We start from the raw sequence: 14,760 nt of genomic DNA, 5'->3' as shown, positions 1-14,760 counted from the left end.
GATTAATTAGAAAGATTATATTGTTTCAACCGTTGATGTAACGGTGATACATTGAGTCCTTTCGCAATAAAACCGAATAGTTCGGGTGGTTTTTGCTGAAAGCATATTTGCGCATCGGTTTCATGATCAAATTCGGCGAATACGCAGGCACCGGTTCCGGTCAATCTTGCCGGCGCATATTGTAGCAACCAGCTTAGGGCGTTTTCAACGTCCGGATAGTGATTTATAACGATTTTTTCGCAGTCGTTTTGATAAGGAAAAGCAAGCAGTTCTTCTAAAGAACGCTTTGGTGTGTTACGTGGTAAATTCGGATCATTAAAAATAGCGGCAGTAGAAATTGCGCTTTCCGGCTTTAACACAACGAACCATTTTTCAGCCGGCTCACAATATGTCATTTTTTCTCCCACCCCTTCTGCGAAAGCTGCGTGTCCGTGTACAAAAATCGGTACGTCCGCACCGAGAGTTAACCCTAATTTCGCTAATTCAATTAAGGATAAATCGGCATTCCAAAGATGATTTAGGGCAACCAATGTTGTTGCGGCGTTAGAAGAACCGCCACCCACACCGCCACCTATCGGCAAGATTTTTTCCAAATGAATGTTTGCGCCTTTTGAAATATTCGCTTTTTCTTGTAACAATTTTGCAGCGCGATAAATTAAATTCTCTTCGGTTTTTAGATTTGGGAACTCAGGGGTAATAAGAATTCGGTTATCTTGTTCACGCACAGCAATTTCAAGCCAATCGCCGAAATCAAGGAATTGAAAAAGCGTTTGTAGTTCGTGGTAACCGTTGGGCAATTTGCCGTTAATATAAAGGAATAAATTCAGTTTCGCCGGACTGGGGAAGCGATTGGGCTTTCCCGGTTGTGATGAAAGTGCGGTAGAAAATTGATGTGTTTTCATTAAAAAGCCCATTCATCTACACGAATTTTTAAGGTTTGAGAAGTGCTTTTATTTTTCAATAAGATATTTTCCGGCATTGCATTTTCTGCGTGATAATTTAAATAATCAGCCGTCCAAGTCGTGTTTTCAATCGGAAAATTAAAAGCACCGAGAAAGTGATTTAATCCCACTTTGTAATCGGAACCGGTAGGCTGACCTTTTAACCAATAGGCTAGGTGTTCTAGCGGTACATCCATTCCGATCATTTCTTGCAAAAGTAATTTTGCATTGCGTGCGGATTGTTGATTACCGTTGTTATCCGAAATGGTCATTCCTTGTTGGTGCATTTCGATTAATAGGGTGGATTTACTGATTAAAGAATAGAGTTTCAGCGTATAGGATTTCGGATTTTTATATTGCCATTCGAAACGGCTGGAAAAGCGTTCTTTAGGGCTAATATAGCCTATTTGCCCTTTAGCGCGATATTGCTGAATTTTCTCGATTTTTTGTAAATGTTGCAGCCAAGTGGCATCGGTTTTTTCAAGATATTGTACGTTTGTAGGACGTTCCGCATCGAATGTGCAGGCCGCCAGCATTGCGGTGATAAAAAGTGCGGTCAAAAATTTAAGTGATTTCATATTTTACAAGAAGCCAAAAAAATTGTGGGTATTTTAAGAGGTTAACTCTGCTTAGTAAAGTCTGTTTTTAAGGGATTTGATAGGCTTTTTGAGCCTCTTTAACCGCTTTTATTCGACGGCGATTGAGTTCATCCCGAATCCCTTCTTTTTCAAACCCATCGGCAATTACCTGCTGAACATCAACATCGGCTGCAATATTTAACAGCGTATTGATATAGTCAATTTGCGGATATTCTCGTTCTTCAAAGCCGCTTCTTCCTCGGGTATCGGCAAGACAAACCGAAAGAAAGGCTTGGAAACGTTGCGGTTTACGCCAAACATCAAAACGGTTGAATAACTTTATGATAGTTTCGGGGCGAAGTTCAAAGGCTTTGTGAATGTGTGTGTGATATTCACAACTCAGTTCGGCGAGTTCTTGATAATCGGTAGGTACTTTAAAACGTTTACAGAACGCACGGGTAGGTTTAATACCTGCTTTTTCATGCCCATAGTGGTGGGGAAGTATTTCTTTGGGTGTTAGGGCTTTGCCAAGATCATGACAAACTGCTGAAAAACGAACCGCACTTTGATGATGTTTGGGTTGATCTTGCGTGAGTTTAACAGCTTGTCGCAATACCAACATCGAATGGACAAAGCTATCGATTTCTGGGTGATGTTGCACCGGATTAGGAACACCATAAAGCGCATCAAGCTCAGGAAAAAGCACTTTCAATGCGCCGATTTTACGTAGTGTTTCAAAATAAACTTCAGGGTGCTTTTCAGTTAAGGCTTTTTCGGTTTCCAGCCAAACACGTTCTGCCGTTAAATATGAGAGTTCACCGCTTTGTGTGAGTTGTTTCATTAAGGCTAAAGTTTCCGCTGCAATTTGAAAATCTAAATGATGAAAACGCGCCGCAAAACGCGCAACACGCAAGACACGCAATGGATCTTCGGCAAAGGCGGGGGAGATATGGCGCAAAATGCGATTCTCTAAATCTGTTTTGCCTTGATAGGGATCGTAGATATTGCCCTGTGCATCTTGCGCCATTGCATTGATTGTGAGATCTCGGCGAATCAGATCCTGTTCTAATGTGATTTTCGGTGAAAAATCACAGATAAATCCTTTATAACCAGTGCCGGATTTACGCTCTGTTCGAGCCAGTGCATATTCTTCTTTTGTTTTCGGATTAAGAAAAACAGGAAAATCTTTGCCTACTTGTTGATAACCCTGCGATAACAGGATTTCCGGTGTCGCCCCCACGACAACCCAATCGCGATCTTTTACAGGTAAGCCTAACAGTTGATCTCGAACCGCTCCGCCCACTAAATAGATTTCCATTGTTTTTTCCTTAAAACTTAAAAATAGAACGCCGAACGAATGCTCGGCGTTTATAGTGAATTAAATTTGAAAATGTCTATTACCTTGCATTGCCGCACTGTTTGTACTGTCTTCGGTAATTTAATTCGCTACAATATTTAACCCCAGCTATCACGACGTTTACGTCTTGGTAAAATATGCGGAATGATTAAGCCGAGTAGTAAACCGACACCCAATACCGAGCCCCCGTAAATAAACCATTGAATGGCAATTTCCCGCTTACCGGCATCAAGTAGCGCTTCCAAATCACGGTTTTTGTTTTTGATGATTTCCAGTTCACGTTTAAGCTGAGAATTTTGTTCAAGTAATTCACTGCTTTGTTGCTCGGATTGTTTTGTGCGACGCTGCATTTCTACGGTACGTTGTTGCCAGTCGCTGTCTAAATGATTGAGTTTTAATGTCAATTCCTGAATTTGTGCTTTTAGCTTAGGATTTTCCAATTTACTGCTTGGGTTGCTGGTCAATTCCGAAGTTAAAATCCAAGCCTCACGGTTTTTACCGTCACGGATAAGACTGTATTTTCCTTGTCGTTCCAATACATTCACTTGTTCACCAGATTGGATTGCACCTGCGATCTTAAATTGATCTCCCGCACCGCGGCGAAGATAAGTATTGAGATTTTCCGTTACATATTGTGTTTCCGCATAGGCGGAGCTTACGGCCGAACCGAGTAATACACTAGAAAATAAAAGTTTAGTCAGTGTTGACATAATTCTCCCTTAATTCTGCAAACATACGTCGTATTAACAGACTTTTTTTCACAAAGAAAGTGCGGTTAAATGTTCGTGATTATTCATTATTATGTATCAGTTGCACAAAGAGTATTTTTTTATATCCAATATTTAATAATTTGGGTAGGGTCCGTTGAGCTTTGCGTAACGCACCATTTCATCTGTCGGTGCGTTACGCCTTCGCCTAACGGCACCCTGCAATAGTTTGTGCAACTGCTACATAATACCGTAATTATTTACCCTTATTGAAAATTCGATATTCAATTTAACCGCACTTTTGATTAATGAAAGATCGCGCGTAAAATATAGAAAATAACGATTGAAAAAAATGCACCGGCAGGCAATGTGACCACCCATGAACTAATAATGTTACGAATAACCGTTAAATTTAGGGCGGCGATACCGCGAGCAAAACCGATACCTAAAATCGCACCGACAAGGGTTTGTGTGGTGGAAATCGGTAAGCCCGTACCGGAAGCCACTACAACGGTCATTGCAGTTGCAAATTGTGCGGCAAAACCACGGCTTGGGGTTAAATCGGTGATACCTGATCCTACGGTCGCCATCACTTTTTGTCCCATTGTGATTAAACCGACCGCAATACCTAATGCGCCAAGCGGTAAGATCCACCATGCAAGCGGTGCTTGTGAAACGATTTTACCGCCTTCATTTACGATGGTAACAACCGCTGAAAGAGGACCGATGGCATTTGCCACATCGTTGGAACCGTGAGCGAAAGCCATTGCACAAGCGGTTAAGAGCATTAAGATACTAAAAACTTTTTCAACCGCACCGAAACTTCCTTTGCTGGCAGATTGGGTAAAGGCTTTGCTACGGAAATAGAAATAGCAGAGAATCACACCCAAAACACTTATCAGTAATGAAATGATCATCGTTTCATTGTTGGAAAGTTTCAAGCCCACGTGCTTTAGACCTTTGGTCATGGTTACGATACAAAGCACAAATACTGTTACTCCCATATAATAAGGGCCGAATTTCTGGGCGTTTTTAAGCGGTTGATCCGTATCGAAAATCAATTTTTGTGTGCTGGCAAAAATAGCATAAGCTAAAATACCGGCAACAACAGGGGTAACGAACCAGCTTCCTACAATACTTCCTATATTTGACCAATCCACGGAACCCGGTCCGATTGTCACACAGGCAAAGCCGATAATTGCACCGATAATCGTGTGTGTACCTGAAACCGGCCAGCCCATTTTGGTTGCTATACATAGCCATGCGCCAGAGGCAAAAAGGGCAGAAAGCATACCTAATGCCAAAATATCCGGTGTATCCGCAAATTGCATAGGATCGATTACGCCGCTTTTAATGGTTTCTGTTACTTCACCACCGGCAAGATAAGCACCGGCGGATTCAAAAATAAGCGCAATAATAATGGCTTGTTTTGCAGTGATTGTGCCTGACCCCACAGAGGTTCCCATCGAGTTGGAAACATCATTGGCACCAATACCGAATGCCATAAAAAAGCCAAAGGCTGCCGTAATAAACACCAGCCATGTACCGTATTGATTAATAATTTCCATAGTGTTTTCCCTATGTTTGTCTATCTTTTATGAACGAGCCAGCATTAATTCAATGCGTGAACCTACACGCTGTGCCTGATCGGCAAGTACGCCGACCCATTCAATGATTTTATATAAGAACATGACATCGATCGGATTGTAATGGGTTTCGATGCCATAAAGCATTTTGCGCAATTTTATTTGCATCTGATCCGTGTCATCTTCAATGGTATCGAGTTCTTGAATCATATTATTCACGAGCGTTAACTCACGGCCTTTGAAACCGGTTTCAAGTAATTCGTCCATTTCTTCAATAACGAGATGAGCCTGATGAATGGAATCTAAACTGCGACGAACATAGCTTAAAAATTCTTCTTGCATTTCTTCCGGAATGCCGAGCTGACGGCCAATCATTCTGCCAGCAATATCTTTAGCGAAGTTGGCAAGTTTGTCTTGTTGAGTAACCAATTCCAATAAATCGGTACGATTGATAGGTAAGAATAAACCGCGTGGTAATTTCAAACGGATTTCACGCTTGAGGGTATCTGCTTCACGTTCGAGTTGAGAAATCTCCAAACGAATGTTTTCCGCATTTTCCCAATCTTTTAAAAAGGTTTTTTCAAAAAAGGGAATTAAAAGATCGCAGCATTCGGTTACTTTGTTGGAATGCTTCTGCAACGGTTTTAAGGGTGAGTGGGCAAATAATCCAAGAATATTATTCATTGCCATATCTCATTTACTCCATTGTAAGGGGTTGAAATTCGTGTGCATATTACCTGATTTTTATTTGGAATAGAATTAGTTTTATCTATAAAACTTATCTACTTAATAAGCAAAAAGTTAAGTTTTAGATTGTTTTAATCCTACTCATCGGTAGTGGAGGGGAAATAACTATTCTATGTTTTTTAATTTTGTAGGCTTATCTTTAGTATAGCTTAGTGTTGTGGAATACCCAGGTTATTCTTTTACTTTCGACATCAAGTTCATCGGTAATAAATTCTATAATTTGTCCTGCCTGAAATGTAATAAAGAGATTCCTATTTATCGGTAAAGGATGTAAATTTCCCTCTGTTTTAAAAAAAATTCTATTACAAGATGAAAAATCTAACGGAGGGATACAGTGAAAGTACAATTGAACTTCTTCTTCGGATTGATTTTGAAAAACTAAACGTGAGCAACCTGACGCAGTAATTTGTAAATCATTATTGGATGATTTATCAATATTCATCACTCCATCGGTGAAAGCCTCTTTCAATAAGAGTTCACTTGTCGGTTGGATATTTTCTCGGCAAATATGGGTAATGCTTTCATTGATAATACGGTATTCTGTGTAGGGTTTTATACGTAATTTCTTGCCGAGTTGTTGGTATTGGTCGGGAAATAATTGATGCCAAGAATACTCTCCACCTTTTCGATGTGCTCTCGTTACATGCAGTCCTTCAATCGGTTCATTTTCAATACTAAAGCAAATGCCATATCCATCATTATTTTGTCTAATTCCCCACGCTGGAGGACAGTTATAACGCAAAGGGAGATAGCTAACTTGCCGTGTTTGTGCGGCATAGAGATTTAATACGGTTGAATCAATGCCATAAACCATCAAAAAAGCTTGAGGATTATTGTTAATTAACGAGGTAACATAGTGAGCATAACTACACCAGGCTTGTTGAGTGGCAACAATTGCACCTGCTTGCCAGACATAGCCATTTTGTTTTGCAACTTGATTAATTTGTTCGCTGATTTGTTCTTTGTTTGTTTTACCAAGGCAATCAAATAAAAAGGAACATTTCCAAATATCATAAGTACAGAAAAGATCTGTTGATTTAGTTATTACTTCAAAATAAGAAAAATATTTTTGAGGAAACCAAATATCGCAGTCTAATAATGCAATTTGATCATATCCATATTTTTTAGCAATATTTGCTGCTGAAATTTGCCGATCTATTAAAATAAGAGGGTATTGATTTGTTGCCGGAAAGACTTTACAGCCGTTTTGTTTTAATACTTCAATTTTTGAAGTAGAAAGTCCGTATTCAATAATAGCAATATCACCTTGGTAATTTGTTTGTTGTAGGGTTAATAAAAAAGGAATGAGTTGTTCATACCAAATGCTATTATTATCATCAATTGCTGTTAATACTAATTGTTTAGGTTGTTTTATCTTTGACATCATTTATCCTTTTGTATTTACAAACAGTTAAGAACTGGGAGTTGAATTGTTCTACTGTTTGTAAATATTTTATTTTTAATAAAAATAAGTAAACGTTTATAAATTAAAATGAATATTATTCTTCAAATAAACGCTTTAATTCTCTTTCATAAATATGAAGGTTTATAGGGTTTGTAGGGTGTAAAGAATCTAAGTAGTCATTTGCACGTTTAACATATTCTTCGTGATTTTTATCATGATTTTCAATGACATCTAATAATACTTTGGCGCCTTCAAAGGCATCAAATTGATCGTAATAATACCCCACACCTTTTGGTAATAATTTTGAATTATGAATAAATGGATAGCCACCATAAAGTGCATCATTGTAAGCATAGTTTAAGCCATTCTCCCATTGGTGACTCAATACGACGTCAACATAACGTGAGAGGAAATCCGGCATTTGATAACGTCCTTCTACAGTCAATATTTTATCTTTTACGATCTCTGTTCTACCAATAAAATTAAAGAACGTAGGATGTTCTCTCTTTTCATAAGTATTACATAAATAATAATGTTCGATATTTTCTGGAGAAGTGCGATAGGCTTGTTCCACAATTAGAACTGGCGTAAAGCAATTTTTAAAGATAAAGATATTAGGTTCGAAGGAAGAAATACGTTTTTTCTTTTTATTAAGATCTGGTTTATAGCCGAATTCAATATTATGTTCATCTTTTAAACGTTTAATGACTTTGTCACAGAATAGCGGTTCCCAAATAGCAGGTACTTGATAAGAATTGCATCTATTCATAATAGAACAGTAAGATTCACAAGTATTCATATTTTGCGGAATAATCCAGTTTGCATCAAATTTTGTACCGTTAAATGTTCTACCCGGTTGTTTATCGAAAATGAAATATTCGATATCCATAATGTAATCAGGTCCCATTTTGTAGCAGACTACTTTTCCATTATGTTGATGCATTCTTTCCATATATTGGTGCTCAATAGAAAGTGTTCCCTCAATGAGTACATCTAAATCATCAATTACGTCCTCAATATAAGCAAATTTAAGATCTAGCCCATCAAGCATAAAGCCTTTAGGTGGTGTATTTTTTTTCTCAGGCCCCCAAGAGACAAGTATAACATCTTTTACAATTTTTGAAGCTTTAAATAAATTAAATAAGAAAATAATGTTTTGATTGGCACCGTTAGCCCAAATATCGGCAATTTTACTTTCTAGATTAAAAGTAATACCAATTTTATATTTTTTAGTTTTAGGTTTTTTAGACATTTTTGATCCTTAAATAATAAAAAATTGAATCTCACTTACGCCATAAGACGCAAGTGAGATTTTATATTAAATGCTAGACATTGTTAGATATTACCATTGATATCCAATACCTGCACTTGTAGTGTAATGACCGCGAGAGTCAACAGTTGCACCAAGTTTTAGGATAACTTTGTTGTTATCGGTTGCTCTTGAATAACCTACAGCAACCGCACTTTCACCACGATGATTACCTACACCTAAACCTAATACTCTACCACCCGGTTTAGTTGCTTGAGGGATGCTTGCAATCGCTGCTGCACCGGCAACCCCTGCTCGGTAATTACGATCTACGCGATGAAGCTTTTGGTTTGTACGACCTTCGGAAGAAGAGATCATCTCTTTTACCTGACCGACATTTGTTGCATCTGTGTCACGTACACCTGCTTTCACATTGCTAATAATACGCTCATTACCTGGACTACCTACTGATACGGTATTAGGACGATCAGTGACTGAATTATTACCCAATGCAACTGAATTTTCATGATTTGCTTGAGCATTCTGACCAATTGCAGTCGCCCCAATCGAGGTCGCCTGAGCATTTTGACCTACTGCTGTTGCATTTTCATGATCTGCTTTTGAAGCTTGGCCGAATGCACTTGCATTTTTCGCACTTGCTTTAGAGCCTTCACCAATCGCAGAACTATTTTCACCCGTTGCAGTTGCTTTATGGCCAAAGGCTGAGCTGTTTTTGCCATCAGCAACAGATTCTTTGCCAAATTTAGTCGCATTTTCACCACGAGCAGGTCCTAACCCAAGAGCATTAACTGTACTTTCAACTTTTCTTGCAGAACTATCAGCTGAACTTGCAGAAGTAGAAGCTGAAATTGCAGAGCTATCTGCTGCAGAGGCAGACGTTGAAGCTGCGCTTGCAGAGCTGTCTGCTGCAGAAGCAGAAGTTGAAGCCGCACTTGCAGAGCTGTTTGCTGCAGATGCAGAAGATGCAGCGGCACTTGCAGAGCTGTCTGCTGCAGAGGCAGAAGATGAAGCTGCGCTTGCAGAGCTATCTGCTGCAGATGCAGAAGATGAAGCTGCGCTTGCAGAGCTGTTTGCTGCAGAAGCAGAAGTTGAAGCTGCACTTGCAGAAGTACTTGCAGCCGAAGCAGAAGATGCAGCGGCACTTGCAGAGTTACTTGCTGAAGAAGCAGAAGTTGACGCTGCACTTGCAGAACTATCAGCAGCCGATGCGGAAGATGCCGCATTACTTGCAGCGGTTGACGCTGTTGATGCTGCTGTTGAAGCAATTGATGCTGCAGTTGAAGCTATATTAGCTGAGCTATTTGCTGCAGATGCAGAAGTTGAAGCTGCGCTTGCTGAGCTGTTTGCTGCAGAAGCAGAAGTTGAAGCTGCACTTGCAGAAGTACTTGCAGCCGAAGCAGAAGATGTAGCGGCACTTGCAGAGTTACTTGCTGAAGAGGCAGAAGTTGAAGCCGCACTTGCAGAGCTGTTTGCTGCAGATGCAGAAGTTGAAGCCGCACTTGCAGAACTATCTGCTGCAGAAGCAGACGTTGAAGCAGCGCTTGCAGAAGTACTTGCAGCCGAAGCAGAAGATGCAGCGGCACTTGCAGAGTTACTTGCTGAAGAAGCAGAAGTTGAAGCAGCGCTCGCAGAGCTATCTGCTGCAGAGGCAGAAGATGAAGCTGCGCTTGCAGAGCTATCTGCTGCAGAAGCAGAAGTTGAAGCCGCACTTGCAGAATTATCAGCAGCCGATGCGGAAGATGCCGCATTACTTGCAGCGGTTGACGCTGTTGATGCTGCTGTTGAAGCAATTGATGCTGCAGTTGAAGCTATATTAGCTGAGCTGTTTGCTGCAGATGCAGAGGTTGAAGCAGCGCTCGCAGAGCTATCTGCTGCAGATGCAGAGGTTGAAGCCGCGCTTGCGGAGCTATTTGCTGCAGAAGCAGAAGATGAAGCTGCGCTTGCGGAGCTGTTTGCTGCAGATGCAGAGGTTGAAGCAGCGCTCGCAGAGCTATCAGCTGCAGATGCAGAAGTTGACGCTGCACTTGCAGAACTATCAGCAGCCGATGCGGAAGATGCCGCATTACTTGCAGCGGTTGACGCTGTTGATGCTGCTGTTGAAGCAATTGATGCTGCAGTTGAAGCTATATTAGCTGAGCTATTTGCTGCAGATGCAGAAGTTGAAGCTGCGCTTGCTGAGCTGTTTGCTGCAGAAGCAGAAGTTGAAGCTGCACTTGCAGAAGTACTTGCAGCCGAAGCAGAAGATGTAGCGGCACTTGCAGAGTTACTTGCTGAAGAGGCAGAAGTTGAAGCCGCACTTGCAGAGCTGTTTGCTGCAGATGCAGAAGTTGAAGCCGCACTTGCAGAACTATCTGCTGCAGAAGCAGACGTTGAAGCAGCGCTTGCAGAAGTACTTGCAGCCGAAGCAGAAGATGCAGCGGCACTTGCAGAGTTACTTGCTGAAGAAGCAGAAGTTGAAGCAGCGCTCGCAGAGCTATCTGCTGCAGAGGCAGAAGATGAAGCTGCGCTTGCAGAGCTATCTGCTGCAGAAGCAGAAGTTGAAGCCGCACTTGCAGAGCTGTTTGCTGCAGAGGCAGAAGTTGAAGCTGCGCTTGCAGAGCTGTTTGCTGCAGAGGCAGAAGTTGAAGCTGCGCTTGCAGAGCTGTTTGCTGCAGATGCAGAAGTTGAAGCCGCACTTGCAGAGCTGTCTGCTGCAGAAGCAGAAGTTGAAGCTGCGCTTGCGGAGCTATTTGCTGCAGATGCAGAAGTTGAAGCCGCACTTGCAGAACTATCTGCTGCAGATGCAGAAGTTGAAGCAGCGCTTGCTGAACTATCAGCTGCGGATGCAGAGGTTGAAGCCGCACTTGCAGAGCTGTTTGCTGCAGAGGCAGAAGATGAAGCTGCGCTTGCAGAGCTGTTTGCTGCAGATGCAGAAGTTGAAGCAGCGCTTGCAGAGTTGTTTGCTGCAGAGGCAGAAGATGAAGCTGCGCTTGCAGAGCTGTTTGCTGCAGAGGCAGAAGATGAAGCTGCGCTTGCAGAGCTGTTTGCTGCAGAGGCAGAAGATGAAGCTGCGCTTGCAGAGCTGTTTGCTGCAGATGCAGAGGTTGACGCTGCACTTGCAGAACTATCAGCAGCCGATGCGGAAGATGTCGCATTACTTGCAGCGGTTGACGCTGTTGATGCTGCTGTTGAAGCAATTGATGCTGCAGTTGAAGCTATATTAGCTGAGCTATTTGCTGCAGATGCAGAAGTTGAAGCTGCGCTTGCTGAGCTGTTTGCTGCAGAAGCAGAAGTTGAAGCTGCACTTGCAGAAGTACTTGCAGCCGAAGCAGAAGATGTAGCGGCACTTGCAGAGTTACTTGCTGAAGAGGCAGAAGTTGAAGCCGCACTTGCAGAGCTGTTTGCTGCAGATGCAGAAGTTGAAGCCGCACTTGCAGAACTATCTGCTGCAGAAGCAGACGTTGAAGCAGCGCTTGCAGAAGTACTTGCAGCCGAAGCAGAAGATGCAGCGGCACTTGCAGAGTTACTTGCTGAAGAAGCAGAAGTTGAAGCAGCGCTCGCAGAGCTATCTGCTGCAGAGGCAGAAGATGAAGCTGCGCTTGCAGAGCTATCTGCTGCAGAAGCAGAAGTTGAAGCCGCACTTGCAGAATTATCAGCAGCCGATGCGGAAGATGCCGCATTACTTGCAGCGGTTGACGCTGTTGATGCTGCTGTTGAAGCAATTGATGCTGCAGTTGAAGCTATATTAGCTGAGCTGTTTGCTGCAGATGCAGAGGTTGAAGCAGCGCTCGCAGAGCTATCTGCTGCAGATGCAGAGGTTGAAGCCGCGCTTGCGGAGCTATTTGCTGCAGAAGCAGAAGATGAAGCTGCGCTTGCGGAGCTGTTTGCTGCAGATGCAGAGGTTGAAGCAGCGCTCGCAGAGCTATCAGCTGCAGATGCAGAAGTTGACGCTGCACTTGCAGAACTATCAGCAGCCGATGCGGAAGATGCCGCATTACTTGCAGCGGTTGACGCTGTTGATGCTGCTGTTGAAGCAATTGATGCTGCAGTTGAAGCTATATTAGCTGAGCTATTTGCTGCAGATGCAGAAGTTGAAGCTGCGCTTGCTGAGCTGTTTGCTGCAGAAGCAGAAGTTGAAGCTGCACTTGCAGAAGTACTTGCAGCCGAAGCAGAAGATGTAGCGGCACTTGCAGAGTTACTTGCTGAAGAGGCAGAAGTTGAAGCCGCACTTGCAGAGCTGTTTGCTGCAGATGCAGAAGTTGAAGCCGCACTTGCAGAACTATCTGCTGCAGAAGCAGACGTTGAAGCAGCGCTTGCAGAAGTACTTGCAGCCGAAGCAGAAGATGCAGCGGCACTTGCAGAGTTACTTGCTGAAGAAGCAGAAGTTGAAGCAGCGCTCGCAGAGCTATCTGCTGCAGAGGCAGAAGATGAAGCTGCGCTTGCAGAGCTATCTGCTGCAGAAGCAGAAGTTGAAGCCGCACTTGCAGAATTATCAGCAGCCGATGCGGAAGATGCCGCATTACTTGCAGCGGTTGACGCTGTTGATGCTGCTGTTGAAGCAATTGATGCTGCAGTTGAAGCTATATTAGCTGAGCTGTTTGCTGCAGATGCAGAGGTTGAAGCAGCGCTCGCAGAGCTATCTGCTGCAGATGCAGAGGTTGAAGCCGCGCTTGCGGAGCTATTTGCTGCAGAAGCAGAAGATGAAGCTGCGCTTGCGGAGCTGTTTGCTGCAGATGCAGAGGTTGAAGCAGCGCTCGCAGAGCTTCAGCTGCTGCAGATGCAGAAGTTGACGCTGCACTTGCAGAACTATCAGCAGCCGATGCGGAAGATGCCGCATTACTTGCAGCGGTTGACGCTGTTGATGCTGCTGTTGAAGCAATTGATGCTGCAGTTGAAGCTATATTAGCTGAGCTATTTGCTGCAGATGCAGAAGTTGAAGCTGCGCTTGCTGAGCTGTTTGCTGCAGAAGCAGAAGTTGAAGCTGCACTTGCAGAAGTACTTGCAGCCGAAGCAGAAGATGCAGCGGCACTTGCAGAGCTGTCTGCTGCAGAAGCAGAAGTTGAAGCTGCGCTTGCAGAGCTGTTTGCTGCAGATGCAGAAGTTGAAGCCGCACTTGCAGAGCTGTCTGCTGCAGAAGCAGAAGTTGAAGCTGCGCTTGCAGAGCTGTTTGCTGCAGATGCAGAAGTTGAAGCCGCACTTGCAGAGTTACTTGCTGAAGAAGCAGAAGTTGAAGCTGCGCTTGCAGAGTTACTTGCTGAAGAAGCAGAAGTTGAAGCTGCGCTTGCAGAGCTGTTTGCTGCAGATGCAGAAGTTGAAGCCGCACTTGCAGAGCTGTTTGCTGCAGAGGCAGAAGTTGAAGCTGCGCTTGCAGAGCTGTTTGCTGCAGAGGCAGAAGTTGAAGCTGCGCTTGCAGAGCTGTTTGCTGCAGATGCAGAAGTTGAAGCCGCACTTGCAGAGCTGTCTGCTGCAGAAGCAGAAGTTGAAGCTGCGCTTGCGGAGCTATTTGCTGCAGATGCAGAAGTTGAAGCCGCACTTGCAGAACTATCTGCTGCAGATGCAGAAGTTGAAGCAGCGCTTGCTGAACTATCAGCTGCGGATGCAGAGGTTGAAGCCGCACTTGCAGAGCTGTTTGCTGCAGATGCAGAAGATGAAGCTGCGCTTGCTGAACTATCAGCTGCGGATGCAGAGGTTGAAGCCGCACTTGCAGAGCTGTTTGCTGCAGATGCAGAAGTTGAAGCCGCGCTTGCAGAGCTATCTGCTGCAGAAGCAGAAGATGAAGCCGCGCTTGCAGAGCTATCTGCTGCAGATGCAGAAGTTGAAGCTGCGCTCGCAGAGCTATTTGCTGCAGATGCAGAGGTTGACGCTGCACTTGCAGAACTATCAGCAGCAGATGCAGAAGATGAAGCTGCGCTTGCAGAGCTATCTGCTGCAGAAGCAGAAGTTGAAGCCGCACTTGCGGAGCTATTTGCTGAAGAAGCAGAAGTTGAAGACGCACTTGCAGAGCTATCTGCTGCAGAAGCAGACGTTGAAGCAGCGCTTGCAGAAGTACTTGCAGCCGAAGCAGAAGATGCAGCGGCACTTGCAGAGTTACTTGCTGAAGAGGCAGAAGTTGAAGCAGCGCTCGCAGAGCTGTTTGCTGCAGATGCAGAGGTTGACGCTGCACTTGCAGAGCTATTTGCTGCAGATGCAG

The 14,760-nt window shown here is 43.6% G+C and carries 11 protein-coding genes; 1 reads left to right on the top strand and 10 read right to left on the bottom strand.

What is annotated here, in order from left to right:
- Positions 1–2: 2 nt before the first annotated feature.
- The 9 genes from ispE to IHV77_RS00790 all read right to left on the bottom strand — a co-directional run bounded on the left by ispE (position 3) and on the right by IHV77_RS00790 (position 9,080).
- Positions 3–902 (bottom strand): 4-(cytidine 5'-diphospho)-2-C-methyl-D-erythritol kinase, encoded by a 900-nt coding sequence (ispE, locus tag IHV77_RS00830; protein WP_194812284.1) that lies wholly within the window; start codon positions 900–902, stop codon positions 3–5.
- Positions 902–1,519 carry a lipoprotein insertase outer membrane protein LolB gene (lolB, locus tag IHV77_RS00825; protein WP_194812283.1) on the bottom strand — a complete coding sequence of 206 codons (618 nt, stop codon included), beginning with the start codon at positions 1,517–1,519 and terminating at the stop codon, positions 902–904. Before lolB ends, ispE begins: the two co-directional genes overlap by 1 nt.
- 67 nt (positions 1,520–1,586) lie before the next feature.
- The gene (locus IHV77_RS00820) at positions 1,587–2,837 is read right to left on the bottom strand and encodes a multifunctional CCA addition/repair protein (protein ID WP_194812282.1); all 1,251 of its coding nucleotides are present in this window, start codon (positions 2,835–2,837) and stop codon (positions 1,587–1,589) included.
- Between the two features lie 137 nt (positions 2,838–2,974).
- The gene (locus IHV77_RS00815) at positions 2,975–3,586 is read right to left on the bottom strand and encodes a TIGR04211 family SH3 domain-containing protein (RefSeq protein ID WP_194812281.1); all 612 of its coding nucleotides are present in this window, start codon (positions 3,584–3,586) and stop codon (positions 2,975–2,977) included.
- Positions 3,587–3,888: 302 nt separating this feature from the next.
- Positions 3,889–5,151 (bottom strand): inorganic phosphate transporter, encoded by a 1,263-nt coding sequence (locus tag IHV77_RS00810; protein WP_194812280.1) that lies wholly within the window; start codon positions 5,149–5,151, stop codon positions 3,889–3,891.
- 27 nt (positions 5,152–5,178) lie between these two features.
- Positions 5,179–5,859 (bottom strand): TIGR00153 family protein, encoded by a 681-nt coding sequence (locus IHV77_RS00805; protein WP_194812279.1) that lies wholly within the window; start codon positions 5,857–5,859, stop codon positions 5,179–5,181.
- Positions 5,860–6,055: 196 nt separating this feature from the next.
- On the bottom strand, positions 6,056–7,300 hold the full coding sequence (locus tag IHV77_RS00800; protein WP_194812278.1) for a hypothetical protein: 1,245 nt from the start codon (positions 7,298–7,300) through the stop codon (positions 6,056–6,058).
- Between the two features lie 115 nt (positions 7,301–7,415).
- Positions 7,416–8,573, bottom strand: coding sequence for a DUF2827 family protein (locus IHV77_RS00795; protein ID WP_194812277.1), 1,158 nt, complete (start codon positions 8,571–8,573; stop codon positions 7,416–7,418).
- Positions 8,574–8,663: 90 nt separating this feature from the next.
- Positions 8,664–9,080 carry a YadA family autotransporter adhesin gene (locus tag IHV77_RS00790; protein WP_194812276.1) on the bottom strand — a complete coding sequence of 139 codons (417 nt, stop codon included), beginning with the start codon at positions 9,078–9,080 and terminating at the stop codon, positions 8,664–8,666.
- Positions 9,081–9,303: 223 nt separating this feature from the next.
- Here IHV77_RS00790 and IHV77_RS00785 point away from each other — a divergent pair, with 223 nt between their 5' ends.
- Positions 9,304–13,476, top strand: coding sequence for a hypothetical protein (locus tag IHV77_RS00785; RefSeq protein WP_194812275.1), 4,173 nt, complete (start codon positions 9,304–9,306; stop codon positions 13,474–13,476).
- Here the strand turns inward: IHV77_RS00785 and IHV77_RS00780 are convergent.
- Complete coding sequence (locus IHV77_RS00780; protein ID WP_194812274.1) at positions 13,468–14,733, bottom strand: hypothetical protein; 1,266 nt, start codon at positions 14,731–14,733, stop codon at positions 13,468–13,470. The two genes, IHV77_RS00785 and IHV77_RS00780, sit on opposite strands and share 9 nt — an antisense overlap.
- Positions 14,734–14,760 lie beyond the last annotated feature (27 nt).

It is taken from the genome of Rodentibacter haemolyticus (assembly GCF_015356115.1).
Taxonomy (GTDB): Bacteria; Pseudomonadota; Gammaproteobacteria; order Enterobacterales; family Pasteurellaceae; genus Rodentibacter; species Rodentibacter haemolyticus.
The sequence above is the reverse complement of the archived record's forward strand: the minus strand, read 5'-3'. Positions and strand labels throughout refer to the sequence as shown.